This window comes from Kitasatospora sp. NBC_01266, from assembly GCF_036242395.1.
Taxonomy (GTDB): Bacteria; Actinomycetota; Actinomycetes; order Streptomycetales; family Streptomycetaceae; genus Kitasatospora.
The window spans coordinates 4,279,443-4,301,341 of sequence record NZ_CP108458.1; the positions used below are offsets into that span (position 1 = coordinate 4,279,443).

Sequence of the window (21,899 nt, forward strand, 5' to 3'; positions counted from 1 at the left end):
TCGGCTCAGTCGACGCAGGGGATCCCGTTGTCACCCTGAACGGCCTTGCCCTGCATCACCATTCCGGCCGCCGGATCGGAGACGCTCGGACTCGGAGTCGGGATTGCGGCCGGTGTCGGAATCGGCGTCGGGGTCGGCGTCGCGCCGGCGCGGTGGCCCGACCTGGCGGACGGCGACGCGAACGGCGAGGGTGAACTCGCGGCGGGCGACGGCACCGGTGCGGACGCCGCAGTGGACGCGGACGCCGACGCGGAACCGGACGTGGCGTCGGAGTAGCCGAACAGCACCTTGACCGTGCGCTGGTTCAGCGCTTCATCCACGTAGTTGACGTCCACCGGCTTCGGGCCGTCGTCCGGGATCACCACCGGCGGCTGCAGCGCCTTCACCGGCAGTGTGTTGAACTCCACGTTGCCGCCGGTGAGATCGGGTGCCTGCTGGATGAAGTCCAGCAGGTTCCACTTGTCGTCGATCACCACGTCCTTCTTCACCGCGTCGAAGAGCTGCTGCATCCTGCCGAGGTCGCCGAAGAGTCCGTCCTGCCGGAGCTTGTACTCGACCGCCGCGATGAACGCCTGCTGGCGGTGGGTGCGGTCGAAGTCACCGCCCGCCAGGTTGTGGCGCTGGCGGACGAAGGAGAGCGCCTGGGAGGCGTTCAGGCTGTTGAGGCCGGCGTGGAAGTCGGCGCCGGAGCCCTGGAGGTCCTCGGCCGGGTCCTTGGTCGCGGCGTTCAGGCAGACCGTGATCGGCTGCACGGCCTGGGCGATGTCGTAGAAGCCGAGCAGGTTGACCTCGGCGAAGTGGTCGATCGGGACGTCGAGGAACTTCTGCACGGTCTCGATGGTCGCCGCGCGCCCCGCGTCACGGCCCGCCTGCTCCAGGGCCGCGCCTTTGAGGCCCTTGGCCTGCAGACCGGGTGCCGCCTGCTCCTTGGCCTTGCCGTAGGCCTCCTTGATCTTGTGCATGCCCTGCTCGGAGCCGTCGCCGTTGTAGGTCATCACGTAGTCGTCGCGCGGGATCGACACCGCCTCGACCTTGCCGCCGCCGGCCGGGATGTGCAGCAGGATCAGGCTGTTGGTGTTGTAGCCGCCGATCTGACTGGAGCCGGCGTTCAGTTCGTCCTGGACGAACTGCTTCGGCAGGTCGTTGCCGTTCATGTCCTTGCGGCTGTCCAGGCCGATCAGCAGCAGGTTGACCGAGTTGTCGAGCTTCTTCGGCGCGTCCTGCTTCACCTGCTCCAGCGCGTTCGAGGTGGTCATCCCGGTGGTCAGGCTCCGGTAGGTGTACCAGGTAAAGCCGGTGGTGCCGAGCACGGCCAGGCAGACGCCGCAGGCCAGGGTGCGGCCGGCCAGCCGCAGCGGCCCGGTGCGGCGGGTCCGGGCGGCGCGCCTGCTGCGGTGCTCAGCCACGGCGCCCCCCGCGCTCACGGCCGCGCTCGACGACCGTGCGGACCACGATCACCAGCAGCGCCGCCCCGATCGAGCAGGCGATCACCGGGAACGCGTGGACGGACCAGCGCACCGCGCCGGTGGCCAGCGCCTTGCCCCGGTACTTGTCGCCGTGCCAGAGCAGTTCGGCCACCGCCGTGAGGCCGAGCACCAGCACCGGCGGTGCGGTGACCACCCACCAGCGGCCGGCCGGACCGCAGAACCAGGCCGCCAGCAGCGTGCCGAGCACGGCGCAGACGGCGAAGCCGCGGCCGATCCCGCCGTTGGCCGTCTCGTCGAACACGGCGCCCAGCACCGGCAGCCCGACGGCGAGCGGTGCGGCGGGGACGGTCACCCGGGGCCGCTGCCGCCGGGGTCGGCGGCGGGTGGCCGGTTGCGGTGCGGCGTCAGTCGACACACGGAATCCCTTCGTTGCCCTGAACAGCCGGACCCACGGGCGGCGCACCGCCCGACGCCGTCGGTGCTGTCGGTGCTGTCGGTGCCGACGGCAGCGCGGCGCCGGACGCCGGACTGCCCGACGCCGCCGGAGCGCCCCCGAACAGCTGCTGGACCACCTGCCGGATCCGCACCGGGTCGACCGTGTTGACGCTCTCCTCGAAACCGCGGGTGCTGACCGTCGCGAACCCGGTGATCGGCAGGGTGTTGAACTCGACGTTGCCGCCGACCAGGTCCGGCACCTGCTGCATGAAGTCGAGCAGGTTCCACTGGTCGTCGATCACCACGTCCTTCTTCACCGCGGCCAGCAGCCCCTGCGCCTTGCCGAGGTCGCCGAACAGGCCCTGCTGCCCGAGCGTGTGCAGCGCCGAGGCGATGAAGGCCTGCTGGCGGTGCGTCCGGTCCAGGTCGGCGTTCGGCAGGCCGTGCCGCTGCCGCACGAAGGCCAGGGCCTGGGCCGGGTCAAGGGTGTTGATGCCGGCCCGGCCCGAGAAGCCGGAGCCCAGCGAGTCCGAGGTCGCGTGGTTCAGGCAGACCTGGATCGGGCCGACGGCCTGGGCGATGTCGTAGAAGCCGAGCATGTCGACCTCGGCGAAGTGGTCGATCGGGATCCCGAGGAACTGCTGGACGGTCGCGATGGTGGCGGTGCGGCCCGCCTCGCTGCCCTGCTGCGCCAGCTGGGCCGGCGACAGGCCCTTGCCCTGCAGCTTGGCCTCGGCGGCGGCCTTGGCGATCCCGTAGACGTACGAGATCTTCTGCATCCCGCCGTCGGCACCGGCCGACTGCACATAGTCCTCGCGGGGGATGGAGACCGCCTCGACCCTGCCGTCACCGCCCGCCGGGATGTGCAGCACGAGCAGGGTGTCGGTGAGGAAGCCGCCGAGGTCGCTGGATCCGGCGTGCAGCTGGTCCCGGACGAGGGAGTCGGGCACGGCACTGCCGTCCAGCGCCGTTCGGCTGTCCACGCCCATCAGCAGGATGTTGACGCCCTTGTCCAGCCTCGGCGGCGCGCTCCTGGCCGCCTCGGTCAGCGCGTGCGAGGTGGGCACCGGAGGGCTGCTGCCGAGCGCGGCGGCGAACAGGCCGCCCCCGGCGATCACCGCGACCGCCGTCACGCTGCCGGTGAGCGCGGCGATCCGCCGACGCCGGCGCCGGACCCGGCCGCGGACCAGGCCGCCGGTCACCAGGGGCTGCGACTCGCTCCGGACGTGCTCGGCCGCCTGGTCGAAGGCACGGACCAGCCCGTCCTCGAACTCCGGGTCGGGCTGCGGATCGGCTGGCATCGGGGATCACCGTCTCTCGGTCTGGGGCTGCTGAAGGCCGGCCGGGCCCGTGCCGGAAGGTCCGGGGTCAGCGGGTGATGGGGCCGGTGGGTGGCGTGGGTGGTGGGGACGACGGCGGGCCGGGTCAGCGGGTGGCGAGTTCGGCCAGCGAGTCGCCGAGCAGCGCCCGCAGCCTGGCCAGCGCCCGGACACTGCGGACGCGCACGGTGCCGGCGTTGGCGCGCAGCACCGTAGCGGTCTCCTCGACGCTGCGGTCCTCCCAGTACCGCAGCACCAGCACCGCGCGGTCCTTGGCCGGCAGCCGGGCCAGCGCCTCGGTCAGCGTGATCCGCAGGCTGGCGTCCACCTCGTGCCCCGTGCGGTCCGGCAGCACGGCCGCCGGCCGCTCCCGGTTGCTGCGCCGGCGCTGGTGCGAGAGGAACTGCCGGACCAGCACGGTCTGCGCGTACGCCGCCGGGTCCGCGATCTTCCCGTTCCGCCCGGGCCGGGTGGTCCGGTGCCAGTGCGTGTACATCCGGCCGAGCGTCTCCTGCACCAGGTCCTCGGCCAGATGCCCGTCGCCCCCGGTCAGGAAGTACGCGGAGCGGTACAGCTGCCCGGAGCGTCCGGTCGCGAAGGCGAGGAACTCCTCCTCCATCGCCTCACGCGCGCTACTGCTGCTCTTGGTCATCACCACTCCCGACTCGGACCATCCGCCCTATGACGGTGTGGGGAGCTGCGCGCGTTACATCGGTTCAGCAGATTTTTTCGGAGCCCCCGCGTCATCGCCCGCACCCGCTCAGGCCCCCGCGCCCGCCCACCCGGTGATCGCGAAGGTGTCACCGGCCCGGCGCACCTCGGTGATCCCGCTGCCGCCGAAGTGCGCCGGGATGATCAGCTCCCGCTCGTCCGAAGCCCGTTCGAGCACCCGACGGCGGGTGGCGGCGGCCTGGGCCTGGTCCGCGCAGAAGCAGCTGTTGCAGGCGGGATCCAGGATCTGGATCGGGCTGTGCAGGATGTCCCCCACGAAGACCGCGCGATCGCCCCCGGAAGCCAGCCGCAGCACGCTGGAGCCGGGGGTGTGGCCGGGGGCCGCCTCCAGGGTCAGGTTGCCGTCGATCCGGTGGCTGTCCTGCCAGAGGTCGAGCTGCCCGGCCTGGTGCACCGGGGCGATGCTGTCGGCGAAGAGCTGCGCCTGGCTCTCCCGACGGCGGAACTCGGCCTCGGTGCGCGGCTCCGGGCGGCCGTGCTGCTGGGCCGGGTCGGCGGCGTCGAAGTCGGCGGCCGGCAGCAGGTAGCGGGCGTTGGGGAAGGTGGGCACCCAACTCCCGTCCCGGAGCTCGGTGTTCCAGCCCACGTGGTCGGCGTGCAGGTGGGTGTTGACCACCAGGTCGACGTCGGCCGGGCGCACGCCCACCGCCGCCAGGCCGTCCAGGAAGTCGGTGTCCCAGTTGGCGAAGTGCGGGGCGTGCGGCCGGTGCCGGCCGTTTCCGACGCCGGTGTCGACCAGGATCGTCCGCCCCTCGCTGCGCAGTACCCAGGTCTGCACGGCGAGCACCAGCGCGCCGCTGGCCGGCTCCCAGAAGTCGGGGGCCAGCCACGCCTGGTTGTCGCGCCAGACCTCGGGCGGGAAGTCCGGCAGCATCGTCGCCGCCGGGACGAGCGGCGCCTGGTGCTCCATGACCCGGCCGACCTCGACCTCGCCCAGTGTGATGTGCGTCTGCTCCATGGCTTCTTCCGCTCCTGTGGTCCGCTGTCCTGACGGGCTGTCGTGTTGAGCATATGGATCAGCATCTGAGTGTCTCAATGCGTGATCTGCTCAATCGGATATGCGAGAAGCTCACCGCCGCTACGCTGGCCGGGTGGACGTACTCAGCGACGCGATCTCGGCGGTCCGGGTCGGGCAGCCCTCCTCCGACCGGCTGCGGGTGGCCGGCACCTGGTGCGCCCGGCTGGCCGCGTACGAGGGCGCGGGGTTCCACGTGGTGCTGCAGGGCAGTTGCTGGCTGCTGCCGGACGACGACGGCGCGCCCGTCACGCTCGGCCCCGGCGACGTGGTGCTGCTGTCGCACGGCACCGGGCATGTGCTGGCGAGCGAACCGATGGGGCGCCAGGCGATCGAGCGGGCGGTGGACTTCGAGGAGTGGCGGTCGCGGCAGGCCGTCCGGTCGGTGCCCGACGGGCCCGGGGTGACCGAGCTGCTCTGCGGGAAGTACCGGCTGGACCGCAGCCACCCGCACCCACTGATGGCCGAGCTGCCGACCGTGGTGCAGCTGCCGAACCGGATCGGCCGGCACCCCGAACTCCGGTCCGCGATCGACCTGTTGGGCCGCGAGGTGGGGCGGGATGCGCCGGGGGCCGGGGTGGCGGTGCCCGGACTGCTCGATCTGCTGCTGGTCTACCTGGTGCGGGCCTGGCTCACGGACGGCCCCGCCGACGGCTCGGCAGCCGGCCCGGCGGACGGCGGCTGGTCAGCCGCACTGGCCGACCCCGTGGTCGCCGGAGCCCTGCGCGCGCTGCACGAGGCCCCCGAACAGGCCTGGAGCAACGAGCTGCTGGCCGCCCGGGCCGGCGTCTCCCGGGCCACCCTGGCCCGCCGGTTCACCGCGCTGGTCGGGCGCTCCCCGATGGCCTACCTGGCCTGGTGGCGGATGACCAGCGCGGCCGCGCTGCTGCGCGACACCCAGGCGCCGATCGACACCATCGCGCGCCAGGTGGGCTACGGCTCGCCGTACGCGCTGTCGCACGCCTTCAACCGCGCCTTCGGCACCACACCGGGCCGCTACCGGGCCGCGCGGTCGACCGGCTGACCGACTGACCGACTGACCGGCCGGCCGGCCGGCCAGCGCGCTGTCGGCCCGTCCGCTACTGGCCGAACCACCCCGCCACGTCCAGCCGGAAGAACCCCGCCGGCACCATGGTCCGCAGGTCCCGCTCCAGCTCGCGCACCCGGTCCTCGCCCAACCGGGCCACCCAGTCGGCCCGCAGCCGCTCGAAGACGGCGGCGGAGCGGGCCAGCATGTCCACACCGCGCGGGGTGAGCCGGACCAGCTTGCGCCGGGCGTCGGCCGGATCCTCCACCCGGGAGACGTAGCCGAGCGCCTCCAGCCGGTCGATCGTCTTGCCGGCCGCCTGCTTGGAGACGCCCAGCCGACGCCCCACCTCACTCGCGCTCGCGCCCTGCAGGCCCACCGCCTGCAGGGCGAAGCCATGGGCCGGGCGAGCGTCCGGGTGGCCCTGTTCGGCGAGTTCGGCGTGCAGCTGGTCGATGATCGAGCGGAAGCCCGCGAAGAGCAGCAGCGGCAGCTCGAACCCGTAGCTCTCGCGCTCCGCCGCGCCGTCACCCATCGCGGACATCCGGACACCCCTTGCCTAGATCGACAACCTGGTTTACGTTTTTAGTCAACCACGTTGTCCATTGCTCGACGAACGAGGAGACCGATCAGCCATGTCCCGACCCTACTTCCCGGCCCACACCCTGGACTCCGCTCCCGCCGCCGCACACGCCGCGATGGAGTCCACCCAGCGGCACTTCGGCCACCTGCCCGAAGCGGTCGGCAAGATGGCCGAATCCCCCGAGCTGCTCACCGGGTTCCTCGACCTGAGCGCCCGCTTCGAGCGCAGCTCACTGGACCAGCTCGCCCGCGAGGTGGTCGTGCTGACCATCGCCACCCGCAACGTCTGCCACCTCTGCGTGGCCATGCACACCGCCAAGCTGACCAAGCTCGGCGCCGACCCCGCCCTGATCGAGGCGCTGCGCACGGGCACCCCGCTGCCCGACCCCCGCCTCGCCGCCGTCCGCGCCTTCACCCTGGAGCTGCTCGCCACCGCCGGCGCCGCCTCCCCCGAGGCCCTGGACGCCTTCCTCGCGCACGGCTTCACCCCGCGCAACGCCCTGGAGGTGGTGCTCGGAATCGGCACCTACACCCTGTCCACCTTCGCCAACCGCCTCACCGACGCCCAACCGGACGCCCAGCTGGCCGCGTTCGCCTGGGAGCCGGCCGGCGTCTGACCCGCCGCACCGTCGACCGGCGGGCGCCGACGCACCAACACCGGCACGCCTACACGGTCACAGCCGCGCCGACCACCGCACCCGGGTACCCCGGCGGTCCGGGCCCGGCTCGTGCCAGGCGTCGCCGCCCAGCGCCTCGGCCCGGCGGCGCAGATTGGCCAGGCCGCTGCGGCGGCCCCCCTCGGGGATGCCCACGCCGTCGTCGGTCACGGTGAGCAGCACACCGGGGCGCCCCGGGCGGTCCAGGGCCTCGGGGTCGCCCGAGACGGGGTGGCCGTCGTCGCCCAGGTGGACGGTGGCGTCGACCTCGACGACGACCCGGGAGGCACGGGCGTGGCGGGCCGTGTTGGAGAGCATCTCGCGCAGCGCGGCCAGCAGTTGACGAGCCGTCGCATCCCCGACCAGGTTCTCCACCGGGCCGGTGAAGGTCATCGAGGGCTTGAAGCCGAGCGCGGCGGCGGCCTGGCTGCCCTCGCGCAGCACCCGGGTGCGCAGGGTGTCCGGTTCGTCGCCGTGGTCGTCGTGCTGGAGGGCGTAGATGGTGGTGCGCACCTCCTGGATGGTGGCGTCGAGTTCGTCCACCGCGTGGCCGATCCGCTCGGTGACCTCGGGGACGGCGGCCCGGCGGGCGGCGCTCTCCAGCATCATCCCGGTGGCGAAGAGCCGCTGGATGACCAGGTCGTGCAGGTCGCGGGCGATCCGGTCGCGGTCCTGGAAGACGGCCAGCCGCTGCTTGTCGTGCTGCCCCTCGGCCAGCCGCAGGGCCAGCGCGGCCTGCGAGGCGAAGGTGGCCGCGAGTTCCTTGGTGACATCGCTGAACGGGCGGGCGCCCAGCGCCCGCCAGACCACCAGGCCGCCCAGCACCTGCCCGCCGGCCACCATCGGCAGCGCCATCGAGGGCCCGTAGCGGCGGGCCAGGCGCATCACCAGCGCCGGATCCTTTGACATGTCGTCGATGAAGACGCTCTCCCCGTCGCGCAGCCTGGCCGCGTAGCCGGCGCCGGGGACCAGCTCGCCGACCACGTACTCGGCGTCCCGGCCCGAGGCGTGCGAGACCCGCAGCCCGCCGTCGCCGGTGGGCAGCATGATCATCCCCAGCTCGGCGTCGGCCAGTTCGCGCACCCGCTCGGCGGCGACCGTCAGCGCGTCGTGCGCGTTGTCGGTGGAGAGCAGCGCGGTGGTGACGGCGGCGGCGCCCGCGATCCAGCGTTCGCGGCGGCGCCCCTCCTCGTACAGCCGGGCGTTCTCGATCGCCACCCCGGCGGCCGCCGCGAGCGCGTGCACCACCTGGGCGTCCTCGGGCGTGAACCCGCCGCCGCCGTGCTTCTCGGTCAGGTAGAGGTGGCCGAAGACCTCGTCGCGCACCCGGATCGGCTCCCCGAGGAAGGAGCCCATCGGCGGGTGGTGCGCCGGGAACCCGCTCGCGCGCGGGTCCTTGGAGAGGTCGTCCAGCAGCAGCGGCTCGGGACGGTCGATCAGTACGCCCAGGATCCCCCGCCCCGAGGGCAGGTCGCCGATCTCGGCGGCGGTCGCGTCGTCGATCCCGACGTGGATGAAGTCGCTCAGCCCGTGCCCGGTCGGCGAGATCACCCCGAGCGCGGCGTACCGGGCGTCCACCAGCTCCGCCGCCCCGGAGGCGATCCGCTCCAAGGTCGCGTGCAGGTCCAGGCCCGCGCCGACCGAGACCACCGCTTCCAGCAGCCGCTGCATCCGGTCGGTGACTGCGGCGGCCGACTGCAGTCGCTCGGACACCTCGGTCACCAGCGTGTCGAGGCCGAGCGAGGAGATCTCGGGCACCCGGTGCGGAGCGGGCTCATCGGGGGTGGTCGCCATGCTTCGACCCTAGGCGCTGAGCAGCCGATTCACCCGGAAGGACGGCTCAGTCCGCGTCGGCGCCGACGCTGCCCTCGTGATCGCCCGAGGGCTTGTGCGCGACGAAGGTCAGCACCCGCCCCACGCCGATGGTGAGCTGCTCGAAGCCCAGCGTCTGCAACCGCGCCAGAAAGGCCGACGGCTCCACCGGGTTGTAGGTGTCGCCCTCGTGGAAGTGGTGCAACGCGTCCCCGGGCAGACTGTCCGACCCCACCAGCACGCCGCCGGGGCGCAGCACCCGCAGCGCCTCGGCGAGCAGCCGGTTCTGCAGGGCCGGGGTGGGCACGTGGTGCAGCATCGTGAAGCAGCCCACCGCGTCGAACGCGGCGTCGGCGAACGGCAGCGCGGTGGCATCGCCGTGCAGCACCTCGACGTTGGTGCCGGCGTAGCGGGCCGCGAGCGCCTCGGCGGCGGCCTGCTCGTACTCGACCGCGACCAGCCGCTCGACGCGGCGCCGCAGCCAGTCGGTGGCGGCACCGGGCCCGGGGCCGACCTCCAGCATCGCCGGGCCCAACTCGACTCCGGCGGTCACCTTGGGCAGCACCAAGGTCTGCAACTGCTCGGCCCATTCCGGACTGGTGCACACACGCGCGTGGTTGAGGTTCATGCCTTCGAGGCTAGGCAGCACCGGAACGGGCCACCAGGACGTACGCTTCCAGATCATGTCGCGAAACGGACAGCCGCCGAACCCGCCGGGCGCGGTGGACCAGGTGCCCGCCGCCATCGTGGTGCGCGCCTACCGCCTGGCGCCCGGCAGCCGTTTCGGCACCCACCGGCACGACACGCACCAGGTGGTCTGGGCCCGCAACGGCGTGCTGACCGTGTCGACCGAGGGCGGCGAGTGGATCCTGCCGCCGACCCGGGCGCTGTGGATCCCGGCCGGCACCGCGCACCAGACGGCCGCCCTGGCCAGCACCGCCATGCGCAGCCTCAACCTCACCCAGGGGCCAGGACTGCCCAGTTGGTCGGCTCCTCAGCCGCTGGCGGTGGGTCCGCTGGTCGCCGACCTGATCGACCACCTGGCCCAGTCCGCGCTCGAAGCAGGGCGCCGGGCCCGCGCCCAGGCCGTCCTGATCGACAACCTCGAACCCGTCGCCGCCCGCTCGATCGACGTACCGATGCCCACCGATCCGCGAGCCCTCGACGTGGCCCGCGCCCTGCTCGCCGACCCGGCCGACCCGCGCACCCTGACCCAGTGGGGCCGCCAAGTCGGCTCCAGCGCAAGGACCTTGGCCCGCTCCTTCGGCACCGACACCGGCCTCACCTTCGCCCGCTGGCGCACCGCCGTACGCCTGCGCGCGGCCCTGGCCCACCTCGCCCAGGGCGACCCGGTGACCCGGGTCGCCGGACGCGTCGGCTACGCGACCCCGAGCGCCTTCGTCGCCGCCTTCGTCCGGGAGACCGGCCTCACCCCGGGCAGCTACTTCCACGGCGGCCCACCGACGCTCTGATCTGGTTCCCGGGCGCCCACACGGCTGTTGCCCGGAGCTCCGGCGGACAACTCGCGCCGTCCCTCAGCCGCTTCTCAGCGAGTGCGCCATGCACCGAGCAGTTCCTCAGGGCCGTAGGCCGCCTGGAGCCCGGAGCAGCTGACGCCGCTTCGGGACACCGCGACGAGCGGGATCGGGTCGTCCGTGAACGTGGCTCTGTGCTTGTGCAGGGCGGCCAGGTCATGGGCGTCGAACGGGGATGTCTCCAGCCACTTGACCGACCCCAGGAACAACAGTTGCTTGGCCACGGGCTGACGGTCGGCGCCCACGAGATCGATCTCGACGTCGTTGCTCCGGGTCCAGTAGCCGCCGATGGCGGGAGCGGCAGGCAGTTGGCCGTCAGGCAGGACACGAGCGAGCGACTCCCGGATCAACGGCTCGACGGCTCGACCACGCCAACTGGTCCACTGGGCCCTGATCCGGGCCAGGGTGAGATCACCGCGCATGCGCTCGATCTCCGCCATGTGCGGATCGAGAAACGCCAACCAGAACCGCAGGTAGGGGTCCGCCACGCGATAGCGCCGTTCTTTCGAGGGGTGGAGCGAGATCGGAAGGTCGGCAGCCACCACCCGCTTGTCGATCAGCAGGTCGGCCGCCCTGGTAAGAGTGCTGTGGGCGATACCACCGGCGGCACGCGCGATGTTGGTGAAGGTCCGCTCACCCGCCCCGATTGCTCTCAGCACCTCCCTGCCCATCGCTTGCGGGGGAAACTCTGCGGCGAGCGACCGCTCGGCCGAGACCAGCAGAGCTGAGATCGGATTCTCCAGTGCGGCTTCGAGGAACTCCCACATCGAGGCCCCGGCCTGCCATTCCCGGCAGATCAGCGGCAAGCCGCCGGTGATGAGGGCGGCGTCGAAAGCGGTGGCCGGCTCCAGGTCCAGCATCTCGCTGAGGTCAGCGGGGTCGAGGGGGCCCACGACCATCTCGCGTCCGCGCTGATGGAACGGTCGGTCGTAGCTGTCGAGCGCCTCCATCATCGACAGATCCGAGCCGACCAGCAGCAGCAGGACGGGCTTGCGACTGAGCAGGCGGTCCCACGCCCGCTGGAGCATGCCCTCGAAGGCGTCGATGCGGTCCATGAGATAGGGCACCTCATCGATCACCACAACGCTTGGAGAATCGTCCGGCAGGATCTCCGCCAACAGTCGGAATGCCGCGTTCCACTGGGTCGGTGTCTCCTCCGCGAAGAGTGACCGGTCCGGGAGGGTGGAGCCGGCAACCGCGTCCAGCAGTTCGCCCAGTTCGTCTTCGGCGGATCCGCCCCCAGCCGTGAAGAACAAGTGGGGGATCGCCGCGCTCCGCAGGAACTCTTCGACCAGCGTGGACTTCCCGACCCGTCGCCGCCCTCGCACGAGCACGCACTGGCCGGGCTGAGCCGCCTGGCCACCGGCTCGGCGGACTTCATCGAGCGTGCTTCTCAGGGCCCGCAGTTCCCGATCCCGACCGATGAACCGATGCATGGAGAGATCCCGTCCTGCGAGTACGGACATAACGACAGCAGAGATAGTATTGCCAGAGATACTATCTCTGGCGCAACCATTGACTCCGAGGGCAGCGGCCTAGATGATCGGCGGCCGGCCCAGCCGGGTCATGGTCCACACCGTGCGCCAGCGCATCGGCTTGCGCCGCCCGCACGGTGTGCGCCAGCCCTCGGCGAAGCCCGCGAACCACGCCTTCAGCCCGGCCGCGTCCCGGGTCCGGGCGACGGTGAGCGCCAGCCACACGCCGAGGTAGACCGGCACCAGCAGGGCGGGGAGGTGGCGGCGCGCCAGGTAGACCCGGTTGCGGGCGTTCACCCGGAAGAAGAAGGAGTGCCGGGTCGGGCTGGTGCGTGGGTGCTGGAGCAGCAGTTCCGGGACGTAGCGCACCCGCCACCCGGCGTCCAGCGCCCGCCAGGCCAGGTCGGTCTCCTCGTGCGCGAAGAAGAAGGCGTCCGGCCAGTCCCCGATCTGCTCCAGCATCTTCGAGGACAGCGCGTGGCCGCCGCCGAGGAAGCCGGTCACCTCGCCGCCGCGCATCGGGTCGCCGGCCCGCAGCCGGGGGACGTGGCGCCGCTGGGTGAGGCCGGTCTCGTCGGCGATCCGGAAACCGACGATCCCCAGCCCGGGGTCGGCCTCGTACAGGGCGGTGATCCGGGCGAGGACGTCGTCGGCGACCAGCAGACCGTCGTCGTCCAGGTCGATCACCACGTCCACGTCCCGCAGGTGCTCCAGCGCGACGTTCCGCCCGCCGGTCACCCCGAGGTTCTCCGCCAGCTCCACGCCCTCGACCCACGAGGGCAGTTCCGGCAGCGCGCACCCCTGGCCCACCAGCACGACCTTCGCGGCCTTGACCGTCTGCATCTCCACCGAGGCCAGCAGCTCGGCCAGCTCCTTCGGCCGCGTGCCCATGGTCAGGATCGCCACACCCAGCTTCACGCCCACTGAACCGCTTCCCTTCGAGGAACCAGAGACGACCTCACGAACGCCGGAGCACCGCACCGCGTCGCTCACAGAAGGTAGCGCTCCCGCCGACTAGGCCACCACCGCGACCAGCTGGTCCGCCGCCGACTCCCGCTCCCACAGCGCCCGCAGTCGCCCGTCCGGACGGCTCGTCAGCTCCGCCCAGCTCCCGCGCTCCAGCACGCGCCCGCCGTCCAGCACCACCACCTCGTCCACGCCCGCCTCGGCCAGCCCGGCCAGGCGGTGGGTGATCAGCAGCGTGGCCCGGCCCTCGGTGGCGGCCAGCAGGTCGGCTGTCAGGGCGTCGGCGGTCGGCAGGTCCAGGTGCTCGGCCGGCTCGTCCAGGATCAGCAGCGGGAAGTCGGCCAGCAGCGCCCGGGCCAGCGCGAGGCGCTGGCGCTGGCCGCCGGAGAGGCGGGCGCCGTGCTCGCCGACCATGGTGTCCAGGCCGTCGGGCAGGGTGTCCACCCAGTCGAGCAGGCGGGCGGCGGCGAGGGCCTCGCGCAGGGCGGTGTCCGGGGCGTCGGGCCTGGCCAGCCGCAGGTTCTCGCGCAGCGAGCTGTCGAAGACATGGGCGTCCTGGGCGCAGAGCCCGATCAGAGCGCGCACCGCGTCGCCCTCCAGCGCGCGACTGTCCACAGCCTGTGGACAACCGGCGGCGAGGGTGACGGAACCCTCGCGCTGGTCGAGCAGGCGGAGCAGCACCTGCGCCAGCGTGGTCTTGCCGGAGCCGGACGGGCCGACCACCGCGATGCGCCGACCGGCCGCGAAGTCCAGGTCGATACCGTCCAGCGCGAGGCCCTCCTGTCCCGGCCAGGCGGCCCGCAGTCCGCGCACCGCCAGCGGGAACGGGTCGGCGGGCGGCTCGGCGGGCGAACCGGGTTCGACCACCGGGTCGGGGGTGTCGACCATCTCGGTGAGCCGCCCGGCCGCCGCCCGACTGCGCTCGCGCACCTGGATCGCACCGGGCAGCCCGGCCACCGCCTCGAAGGCGGCCAGCGGGGTGAGGATCACCAGGGCCAGGCTCAGCCCGTTCAGGTTGCCGGAGCGCACACCCGCCACGCCGACCACCGCGCAGGCGACCACCGTCCACCCGGTGAGCAGCGCCATCAGGCCGGCGCCGAGCGCGGTGCTGGCGGCCGAGCGGGCGGCGAGCGCGGTGAGCCGGGCGTCGGCGGCCCGGACCACACCGAGCCGCCGGGGCAGCGCGCCCGCCACGGCCAGCTCGGCGGCGCCGGTGCAGGTGTCGACCACCGCCGAGGCGAGCGCACCACGGGCCGGGGCCTGCTGGCGCTCCGTGCGACGGGAGAGCCGGGCCGTCAGCAGCGGCAGCCCGGCCCCGGCGAGCAGCAGGCCGACCGCCAGGGCGATCCCGGCGGCGGGCAGCATGAGCGCCAGACCCAGCGAGGCGGCGAGCGAGACGGTGAACCCGACCGCCGCGGGCAGTCGCCAGCGCAGGTACCAGTCCTGCACCGCGTCGACATCGGCGACCAGCCGGGAGAGCAGGTCACCGCGCCGGAACGCGGGCAGCGCGGCCGGTGCCAGCCGCTCCAGCCGCCGGTAGACGGTCACCCGCAGGCTGCCCAGGGTGCGCAGCACGGCGTCGTGCGAGACCAGCCGCTCGCAGTAGCGGAAGAAGCCGCGCCCGACCCCGAAGGCGCGCACCGAGGTGACCGCCATCATCAGGTAGAGGACGGGCGGCTGCTGCGAGGCCTTGGAGATCAGCCACCCCGAGGTCGCCAGCAGCGCGACCGCGCACCCGAGCGCGAGGCCGCCGAGCAGCACGGCGAGCGCGAACCGGCGCCGGGCCCGGCCGGCCTCGGCGGCGGCGAAGAGCGCGGCGATCCGGCGCAACGGAGTGCCGGAGCCGGAGCCGAGCGCGGGCAGGGCGGGGGCCGGGGCAACGGCGACCGGGGAGGGCTCGCGGTGCTCCACCGCGACTGCGGCCACCGGCGATGTTTCACGTGAAACATCGCCGCTGAGCTGAGGCATCGTCAGCCCCACCCGCTGGTCGGCCACCGCGAGCAGCGCCGGCCGGTGCGCCACCAGCAGCACGGTGCGCGCCGGGTCCGCCGCCAGCACCCGCACCGCCTCGACGACCGCCGCCTCGCTCTCGGCGTCCAGGTGAGCGGTCGGCTCGTCCAGCAGCACCAGCGGACGGTCGGTCAGCAGCGCGCGGGCCAGCGCCAACCGCTGTCGCTGGCCCGCCGACAGCCCGGCGCCGCCCTCGCCGAGCGCGGTGTCCAGGCCGTTCGGCAGGCCCCGCACGAAGTCCAGCGCCTGCGCGGCGGCGAGCGCGGCGCGCAGCTCGGCGTCGGAGGCCGCCGGGCGGGCCAGCCGGACGTTCTCGGCCACCGTGCCCGCGAACAGGTGCGGGTGCTGCGGCACCCAGGCGACCTGCGAGCGCCAGGAGTCGGGCTCCAGCTCCGCCAGGTCGTACGAACGCCCGTCGGCACCGGTGACCGTCACTCCCCCGGCGTCCGGCCGGACGAACCCGAGCAGCACCGACAGCAGCGTGCTCTTGCCCGCCCCGCTGGGCCCGGTGAGCGCGCTGGTGCTCCCCGGCGCCAGCCGCAGGGCCGCGCCGCTCAGCGCGGGCGAGGTGCGACCGGGGTGGGTGACCGTCAGCGGGCCGACCGTCACGGTGGCGCCCGCGAGCGCGGGAGCCGCGACGGTGCCGGCGGCCGGCAGCGGCGTCTCCAGGACCGCGAAGACCTCCTCGGCCGCCGCCAGCCCCTCCGCGCTGGAGTGGTAGAGCGCGCCGACCTGGCGCAGCGGGAAGTACACCTCGGGCGCCAGGATCAGCACCAGCAGCCCGGTCTCCAGCCCGAGACTGCCGTCCACCAGCCGGAACCCGATCGAGACGGCGACCAGCGCGACCGAGATGGTGCTCAGCAGCTCCAGCGCGAACGAGGAGACGAAGGCGATCCGCAGGGTGCGCAGGGTGGCCCTGCGGTACTCGTCGGTGATCCGCTTGATCGCCTCGGCCTGGGCCTTGGCCCGGTTGAAGACCTTGAGCGTGGGCAGCCCGCCGACCACGTCCAGGAAGTGGTGCGAGAGCCGGGCCAGCGAGCGCCACTGGCGGTCCATCCGGTCCTTGGTGGCCCAGCCGATCAGCACCATGAAGAGCGGGATCAGCGGGAGGGTCCCGGCGATGATCGCCGCGCTCTCCCAGTCCGCGCCGACGATCCGGGCCAGCAGCACCACCGGCACCACCACGGCCAGCGCCAGCTGCGGCAGGTAGCGGGCGAAGTAGTCGTCCAGCGCGTCGATGCCCCGGGTGGCCAGCGTGGTCAGCTCGCCGGTGCGCCGGCCCGCCAGGTGGTCGGGGCCCAGCGCGGTGGCGTGCTCCAGCAGCCGCCCGCGCAACTGCGACTTGACCCGGGCCACCGACCGGTGGGCGGTCAGCTCGGTGAGCCAGGCGACCAGGGCCCGGCCCAGCGCGGTGGCCGCCAGCAGCGCCAGCGGGGTGCCCAGGTCGCCCAGGCCCTGGTGGCGCTGGAAGCAGCGGACCACGATCTCGGCGATCAGCGTGGCCTGGCCGAGCACCAGCAGCGCGCCGAGGCCGCCGAGCAGCACCGAGCCGGCCAGGAACGCCCGGGTGGCGCGGGCCTGGGTGAGCAACCGGGGGTCAACAGGCTTCATGACGAGGGCTCAGCTCTCGATGGCGGGTGCGGCGTGCTCGCCGACCGGCAGGTGCTGGACACCGATCCGCTTGCGGAACACCCAGTACGTCCAGGCCTGGTAGAGCAGGACGAGCGGGGTGAAGACCGCGGCCACCACGGTCATCACCTTCAGCGTGTACGGCGCGGAGGAGGCGTTGCCGACCGTCAGGCTCCAGGCCGGGTTGAGCGTGGAGGGCATCACGTTCGGGAAGAGGGAGAGGAAGAGCATCCCGACGGCGGCCACGACGGTCAGCCCGGAGAGCGAGAACGCCCAGCCCTCGCGGCCCAGTTGGTTGGCCACCAGGGCGCCGACCAGGGCCAGCACGGCGACCGCCAGCGCGGCCAGGCTCCAGCCGGTGCCCCGGTGGACCTGGGTCCAGATCAGGAAGGCCAGCGCCAGCAGCGCCGTCACCAGCCCGAGCCACAGCGCCATCCCGCGTGCCCTGGCGCGGATGTCACCGACCGTCTTGAGCGCGGCGAAGACCGCGCCGTGGAAGGTGAAGAGGGCCAGCGTGGTCAGACCGCCGAGCAGCGCGTACGGGTTGAGCAGGTCCCAGAAGCTGCCGGTGTAGTTCTTCTGCTGGTCGATCGCCACACCGTGCACGATGTTGGCGAAGGCCACGCCCCACAGGAAGGCGGGCAGCAGCGAGGTCCAGAAGATCGCCTGCTCCCAGCCGCTCTGCCAGCGCTCCTCGGTGCGCTTGTGCCGGTACTCGAAGGCCACGCCGCGGATGATCAGGCAGACCAGGATGATCAGCAGCGGCAGGTAGAACCCGCTGAACAGGGTGGCGTACCAGTCCGGGAAGGCCGCGAAGGTGGCACCGCCGGCGGTCAGCAGCCAGACCTCGTTGCCGTCCCAGACCGGGCCGATGGTGTTGATCAGTACCCGGCGCTCGGCCCGGTCCCTGGCGAGCAGCTTGGTCAGCACGCCGATGCCGAAGTCGAAGCCCTCCAGGAAGAAGTAGCCGATCCAGAGGACCGCGATCAGGACGAACCAGACGTCGTGGAGCTGCATGATTCTCTCTCCCCGGGCTCAGTAGGCGAAGGCCAGCGGGCGGTCGGCGTCCTCGTCCGAGCCGGGGCCGCGCAGCGTGGGGTCCTTGGCGGGCGGGCGCTCGTCCACGTCCGGGCCGGCCTTCGCGTACTTGGCGAGCAGCCGGACCTCGATCACCGCGAGCACCGCGTAGAGCGCCGTGAAGGTGCCGAAGGCGATCAGCTGGGTGGTCACGCTGACGTTCGGGGAGGACGAGTCGGCGGTCTTCAGCAGGCCGAAGACGGACCAGGGCTGGCGTCCCATCTCGGTGAAGATCCAGCCGAAGCTGTTGGCGATCAGCGGGAAACCCATGGTCAGGATGCCGATCCGCCAGCTCCACCGGGTCAGCTGCGGGCCCAACTCGCGGGTGGGGGTGAGCATCAGGCGCGGCGGCTCGTCCTCGCCGGTGCGGAACTCGGGGGCCAGGAACCGCTTCCCGCGGGTGGTCCAGAGCCCGATCGCGGCGGCCACGAAGGAGGTCATCCCGAAGCCGATCATCAACCGGAAGCCCCAGTAGGTGACGAAGATGTTGGGGATGTAGTCACTCGGACTGCCACCGTACTTGGCGGCCTCGGCGGCGGCGGTGTCGTTGATGCCCGGCACCGCCGAGTGGAAGTCGCTCTTGGCGAGGAAGGAGAGTATCCCCGGGATCTCCAACTCCACCGAGTTGTGGCCCTTCTCGACGTTGCCGACCGCGAAGATGGAGAACGGCGCGGGCGCCTCGGTGTCCCAGAGCGCCTCGGCGGAGGCCATCTTCATCGGCTGCTGCTCGAACATCACCTTGGCCAGCGTGTCCCCGCTGAGCGCGGTGCCCAGCCCCGCGACCACGGCCAGCACCAGGCCCAGGCGCAGCGAGGTGCGCATCGTGGCGGTGCGGCGCTTGTCGGCCAAGTCGGGCCTGCGCTTGGCCTTCCACAGGTGCCAGGAGGCGATGCCGACCATGAACGCGGCGCCGGTCAGGAAGGAGGCGGTGAGGGTGTGGAAGACCACGACCAGCGTGGTGTCCTGGAACAGCACCTTGCCGATGTCGGTGAGCTGGGCCCGACCGGCCGCGTTGATCGTGTAGCCGGTCGGGTGCTGCATCCAGGAGTTGGCCGCCAGGATGAAGTAGGCGGAGAGCATCGTGCCGAGCGCCACCATCCAGATGCAGGCGCAGTGGATCTTCTTCGGCAGCTTGTCCCAGCCGAAGATCCACAGCCCGATGAAGGTGGACTCGAAGAAGAAGGCGATCAGCGCCTCCATCGCCAGCGGCGCCCCGAAGACGTCCCCGACGAAGCGTGAGTAGTCCGACCAGTTCATCCCGAACTGGAACTCCTGCACGATCCCGGTCACCACGCCCATGGCGATGTTGATCAGGAAGAGCTTGCCCCAGAACTTGGTGGCGTGGAAGTACTTGTCCTTGCCCGTCCGCACCCAGGCCGTCTCCAGCCCGGCGACCATCGCCGCCAGGCTGATCGTCAGCGGCACGAAGAGGAAGTGGTAGACGGTGGTGACCCCGAACTGCCATCGCGCGATGGTCTCGTGAGCGATCGCTAGTTGCACTTCGCCCTCTTCCCTTCGATCCGACACCCGATCTGGGCTGGTTTGGTCCAGATCCTGCCTCACCAACCGGACAAAAGTGCTCTTTGCCGCAGGCAGCACCATTACCGGCCAAGCTTGCGAGCTTGTGAACGTGAACACTTTCACAAGCTCGCCGTTGGAGACAGTATGCCGCACACCTGTACGGCGACGGGAGGCGGGGTGGGGTGAAGACGGCGGGGAGCGCTCGTGAATATGTGAAGGTCAGATCTACAACTGGCCGACCTGGGTGCCGTTCCCGAACGGCCGGCCTGACTACTCGCCGCTGGAACGGGGCAGGGTGAGCCGGAAGGTCGCCCCCGCGCCGAGGGCGGTGTCCAGGGTGAGGGCGCCGCCGTGGGCGCGGGCGAACGCGGTGGCGATGGCCAGTCCGAGGCCGGCGCCGCCGCCCTCGTGCCGGCTGCGGGAGGCGTCGACGCGGTAGAAGCGCTCGAAGACGCGCTCGGCCTGATCACGCGTCAGACCTGGTCCGGAGTCGGCGACTTCGAGCACGCAGCCGTCCGCGCGGGTGCCCACGCCGATCCGCACGGCGGTGCCGCGCGGGGTGTGCTTGACCGCGTTGCCGACCAGGTTGGTGACCACCTGGCGCAGCCGGGACTCGTCGCCGAGCACGGCGGCGGCGCCCGGCGAGCCGGTGCCGCCGGGTCCGGTGAGCGAGACCTGGCGGGTGGGGTCCAGCGCGGTGAGGTCGTGCAGCGCGTCGGCGGCCAGCGTGCGCAGGTCCATCGGGGCCAGGTCGAGCGGACGCTCCTCGTCCAGCCGGGCCAGCGTGAGCAGGTCCTCGACCAGGCCGCCCATCCGGACCGCCTCGCTCTCGATCCGGTCCATGGTCCGCTTGACGTCGGTGTCCGAGGCCAGCGCGCCCATCCGGTAGAGCTCGGCGAAGCCGCGGATGCCCGCCAGCGGAGTGCGCAGCTCGTGCGAGGCGTCCGCGACGAAGCGCCGCATCCGCGCCTCCGAGGCGGCCTGGGCGGCGAACGCGGACTCGATCTGGTCGAGCATCCCGTTCAGCGCCAGCGAGAGCCGGCCGACCTCGGTGCTCGGCGGCAACTCCGGCATCCGGTAGGAGAGTTCGCCGGCCGAGATCAGCTCGGTGCCACGCTCGATCCGGCGCAGCGGCTTCAGCCCGGCGCGCACCGCGAAGGTGCCGAGCCCGGCGATCAGCAGCAGCACCGCGCCGCCGATCGCGAGGAAGGCGTCACCGAGCTTCGCGACGGCGGAGTTCACGTCGTCCAGCGAGATCGCGATCATCACGTAGGACGCGGAGTTGGGGCCGGTCGGCGCGCCTGAGCTGTGCTGGTCCGGCAGGATCAGCGCCCGCCAGCGGCTGTCCCGGGAGCCGGGCAGGTCGAAGCGCTTGTCGACGTGGGCGAGCAGGCTCGCCCCGGTGAGACCGGACACGTCGGGTTCGGGGTCGGTGGCCGCGATCGGCTGGCGGTAGGCGCGCTGCACGCTGCCGTCCGCCGACAGCATCCGGACCTCGAACTCGCTGGGCAGGCCGGACTCGCCCTGCGGACGCTTGAAGACGCCGCTGGTCGGGTCACCGGGCTTGGCGGCGCCCTGCAGCGGGTGCTCCCCGTTGTGGTGGCCCAGCGAGGTGCCGAACCGCTCCAGCTGCTGGTCGACCTGGCCGATCAACTGCTTGCGCACGGTGCCGAGCACCACCACGTCGCTGACCGCGAGCCCGGTGGTGACCAGCACCAGGGTGAGCGCGAGCAGCCGGGCCCGCAGCGACAGCCGGCCGGTGCCGCGCAGCACCCGGCCCGGACGCAGCCCGGGCAGCCGCGCCGCGAACGAGCGACGCGGCCGTGCCGGATCCCGCTGCCGCCCGCGCGGCCAGCCCCGCACGTCAGTCCTGCGGGTGCTGCGGCGGCCGGCGCAGCGCGTAGCCGATACCGCGCACGGTGTGGATCAGCTTGGGCCCGTGGTCGGGACCCGAGTCCAGCTTGCGGCGCAGGTAGGAGATGTAGGACTCGACGATGCTCAGGTCGCCGCCGAAGTCGTAGGCCCAGACGTGGTCCAGGATCTGCGCCTTGGAGACCACCCGGCCGACGTTGGCCATCAGGTAGTGCAGCAGCTTGAACTCGGTGGGCGAGAGCGAGATCGGGCGCCCGTCCCGGGTGACCTCGTGGGCCAGCGGGTCGAGGGTGAGATCGGCCACGGTGAGCCGGCCGTCCTCGGCCGGACCGCCGGCCCGGCGCAGGATCGCCCGGATCCGGGCGATCAGCTCCTCCAGGCTGAACGGCTTGGTCACGTAGTCGTCGGCGCCGGAGGCCAGGCCGTGCACCTTGTCCTCGGTGCCGTCCTTCGCGGTGAGGAAGAGCACCGGCAGGTGGTCGGCCGGGCGCGGGCGCCCCGGGCGGGCGGCCAGGCCCGCCGGGTTGGCGATCTGCTGGCGGCGGGTCTGCTCGCGCAGCCGCTCGACCACGGTGAAGCCGTCCAGGTCGGGCAGCATCACGTCGAGCACCACCAGGTCGGGGCGCTCGACCGCGATCGCGGCCAGCGCCTCCTCGCCGGTGGCCGCCGACTCCACCCGGAACCCGGAGAAGCGCAGCGAGGCGGAGAGCAGCTCGCGGATGTTCGGCTCGTCGTCCACCACCAGCAGGAAGGCCTCGCCGGAGGCCCGCACCGGCGAGGCCGGGCCGGCGGCGGCGAGCTGCGCGGGC

At 72.6% G+C, this 21,899-nt stretch carries 18 protein-coding genes; 3 read left to right on the top strand and 15 right to left on the bottom strand.

Features of this window, described 5'->3' with window-relative positions; genetic code table 11:
• Positions 1-5 precede the first annotated feature (5 nt).
• The 5 genes from OG403_RS18580 to OG403_RS18600 all read right to left on the bottom strand — a co-directional run bounded on the left by OG403_RS18580 (position 6) and on the right by OG403_RS18600 (position 4,871).
• Positions 6-1,406, bottom strand: coding sequence for an LCP family protein (locus tag OG403_RS18580; RefSeq protein ID WP_329565810.1), 1,401 nt, complete (start codon positions 1,404-1,406; stop codon positions 6-8).
• Positions 1,399-1,842: a DUF6542 domain-containing protein gene (locus OG403_RS18585; RefSeq protein ID WP_329565812.1), complete on the bottom strand. Its 444-nt coding sequence runs from the start codon at positions 1,840-1,842 to the stop codon at positions 1,399-1,401. Before OG403_RS18585 ends, OG403_RS18580 begins: the two co-directional genes overlap by 8 nt.
• Entirely contained in the window at positions 1,832-3,163 is a 1,332-nt protein-coding gene (locus tag OG403_RS18590) for an LCP family protein (protein ID WP_329565814.1), read from the bottom strand. Before OG403_RS18590 ends, OG403_RS18585 begins: the two co-directional genes overlap by 11 nt.
• Positions 3,164-3,287: 124 nt before the next feature.
• Positions 3,288-3,833, bottom strand: a complete 546-nt coding sequence (locus OG403_RS18595; RefSeq protein ID WP_329565816.1) for a SigE family RNA polymerase sigma factor — start codon at positions 3,831-3,833, stop codon at positions 3,288-3,290.
• Between the two features lie 108 nt (positions 3,834-3,941).
• Positions 3,942-4,871 (bottom strand): MBL fold metallo-hydrolase, encoded by a 930-nt coding sequence (locus OG403_RS18600; protein ID WP_329565818.1) that lies wholly within the window; start codon positions 4,869-4,871, stop codon positions 3,942-3,944.
• A gap of 133 nt (positions 4,872-5,004) precedes the next feature.
• Here OG403_RS18600 and OG403_RS18605 point away from each other — a divergent pair, with 133 nt between their 5' ends.
• A complete protein-coding gene (locus OG403_RS18605; RefSeq protein WP_329565820.1) occupies positions 5,005-5,952 on the top strand; it encodes an AraC family transcriptional regulator in 948 nt (315 codons plus the stop codon).
• Positions 5,953-6,007: 55 nt separating this feature from the next.
• Here OG403_RS18605 and OG403_RS18610 read toward each other — a convergent pair whose 3' ends face one another.
• Positions 6,008-6,499 carry a MarR family winged helix-turn-helix transcriptional regulator gene (locus OG403_RS18610; protein WP_329565821.1) on the bottom strand — a complete coding sequence of 164 codons (492 nt, stop codon included), beginning with the start codon at positions 6,497-6,499 and terminating at the stop codon, positions 6,008-6,010.
• A gap of 91 nt (positions 6,500-6,590) precedes the next feature.
• Here OG403_RS18610 and OG403_RS18615 point away from each other — a divergent pair, with 91 nt between their 5' ends.
• Positions 6,591-7,154, top strand: coding sequence for a carboxymuconolactone decarboxylase family protein (locus OG403_RS18615; protein ID WP_329565823.1), 564 nt, complete (start codon positions 6,591-6,593; stop codon positions 7,152-7,154).
• Between the two features lie 57 nt (positions 7,155-7,211).
• On the opposite strand, the gene OG403_RS18620 is transcribed toward OG403_RS18615, so the two are convergent.
• On the bottom strand, positions 7,212-8,987 hold the full coding sequence (locus OG403_RS18620) for a sensor histidine kinase (protein ID WP_329565825.1): 1,776 nt from the start codon (positions 8,985-8,987) through the stop codon (positions 7,212-7,214).
• Between the two features lie 46 nt (positions 8,988-9,033).
• Positions 9,034-9,633 carry a class I SAM-dependent methyltransferase gene (locus tag OG403_RS18625; RefSeq protein WP_329565827.1) on the bottom strand — a complete coding sequence of 200 codons (600 nt, stop codon included), beginning with the start codon at positions 9,631-9,633 and terminating at the stop codon, positions 9,034-9,036.
• 55 nt (positions 9,634-9,688) lie between these two features.
• Here OG403_RS18625 and OG403_RS18630 point away from each other — a divergent pair, with 55 nt between their 5' ends.
• Entirely contained in the window at positions 9,689-10,477 is a 789-nt protein-coding gene (locus tag OG403_RS18630; RefSeq protein ID WP_329565829.1) for an AraC family transcriptional regulator, read from the top strand.
• 74 nt (positions 10,478-10,551) lie between these two features.
• Here the strand turns inward: OG403_RS18630 and OG403_RS18635 are convergent, their stop codons facing one another.
• The 7 genes from OG403_RS18635 to OG403_RS18665 form a co-directional block, all read right to left on the bottom strand.
• Positions 10,552-11,976: an ATP-binding protein gene (locus OG403_RS18635; protein WP_329572357.1), complete on the bottom strand. Its 1,425-nt coding sequence runs from the start codon at positions 11,974-11,976 to the stop codon at positions 10,552-10,554.
• A 99-nt stretch (positions 11,977-12,075) separates the two neighbouring features.
• Positions 12,076-12,906: a glycosyltransferase family 2 protein gene (locus OG403_RS18640; RefSeq protein WP_329572359.1), complete on the bottom strand. Its 831-nt coding sequence runs from the start codon at positions 12,904-12,906 to the stop codon at positions 12,076-12,078.
• 123 nt (positions 12,907-13,029) lie between these two features.
• Positions 13,030-16,602 carry a thiol reductant ABC exporter subunit CydD gene (gene cydD, locus OG403_RS18645; protein ID WP_329565831.1) on the bottom strand — a complete coding sequence of 1,191 codons (3,573 nt, stop codon included), beginning with the start codon at positions 16,600-16,602 and terminating at the stop codon, positions 13,030-13,032.
• Between the two features lie 9 nt (positions 16,603-16,611).
• The gene (gene cydB / locus OG403_RS18650; protein ID WP_329565833.1) at positions 16,612-17,637 is read right to left on the bottom strand and encodes a cytochrome d ubiquinol oxidase subunit II; all 1,026 of its coding nucleotides are present in this window, start codon (positions 17,635-17,637) and stop codon (positions 16,612-16,614) included.
• 18 nt (positions 17,638-17,655) lie between these two features.
• Positions 17,656-19,197 (bottom strand): cytochrome ubiquinol oxidase subunit I, encoded by a 1,542-nt coding sequence (locus OG403_RS18655; RefSeq protein ID WP_329565835.1) that lies wholly within the window; start codon positions 19,195-19,197, stop codon positions 17,656-17,658.
• 291 nt (positions 19,198-19,488) lie between these two features.
• Positions 19,489-21,081: a sensor histidine kinase gene (locus OG403_RS18660; protein ID WP_329565837.1), complete on the bottom strand. Its 1,593-nt coding sequence runs from the start codon at positions 21,079-21,081 to the stop codon at positions 19,489-19,491.
• Position 21,082: 1 nt separating this feature from the next.
• A complete protein-coding gene (locus OG403_RS18665) occupies positions 21,083-21,862 on the bottom strand; it encodes a response regulator transcription factor (protein WP_329572360.1) in 780 nt (259 codons plus the stop codon).
• Positions 21,863-21,899: the final 37 nt, after the last annotated feature.

Bases quoted from the DNA above. Each gene is read 5' to 3' on its own strand.
- OG403_RS18620 (WP_329565825.1), bottom strand. From the start codon at position 8,987: ATGGCGACCACCCCCGATGAGCCCGCTCCGCACCGGGTGCCCGAGATC.
- cydB (WP_329565833.1), bottom strand. From the start codon at position 17,637: ATGCAGCTCCACGACGTCTGGTTCGTCCTGATCGCGGTCCTCTGGATC.
- OG403_RS18600 (WP_329565818.1), bottom strand. From the start codon at position 4,871: ATGGAGCAGACGCACATCACACTGGGCGAGGTCGAGGTCGGCCGGGTC.
- OG403_RS18590 (WP_329565814.1), bottom strand. From the start codon at position 3,163: ATGCCAGCCGATCCGCAGCCCGACCCGGAGTTCGAGGACGGGCTGGTC.
- OG403_RS18630 (WP_329565829.1), top strand. From the start codon at position 9,689: ATGTCGCGAAACGGACAGCCGCCGAACCCGCCGGGCGCGGTGGACCAG.
- OG403_RS18640 (WP_329572359.1), bottom strand. From the start codon at position 12,906: ATGGGCACGCGGCCGAAGGAGCTGGCCGAGCTGCTGGCCTCGGTGGAG.
- OG403_RS18595 (WP_329565816.1), bottom strand. From the start codon at position 3,833: ATGACCAAGAGCAGCAGTAGCGCGCGTGAGGCGATGGAGGAGGAGTTC.
- OG403_RS18635 (WP_329572357.1), bottom strand. From the start codon at position 11,976: ATGCATCGGTTCATCGGTCGGGATCGGGAACTGCGGGCCCTGAGAAGC.
- OG403_RS18610 (WP_329565821.1), bottom strand. From the start codon at position 6,499: ATGTCCGCGATGGGTGACGGCGCGGCGGAGCGCGAGAGCTACGGGTTC.
- cydD (WP_329565831.1), bottom strand. From the start codon at position 16,602: ATGAAGCCTGTTGACCCCCGGTTGCTCACCCAGGCCCGCGCCACCCGG.
- OG403_RS18625 (WP_329565827.1), bottom strand. From the start codon at position 9,633: ATGAACCTCAACCACGCGCGTGTGTGCACCAGTCCGGAATGGGCCGAG.
- OG403_RS18615 (WP_329565823.1), top strand. From the start codon at position 6,591: ATGTCCCGACCCTACTTCCCGGCCCACACCCTGGACTCCGCTCCCGCC.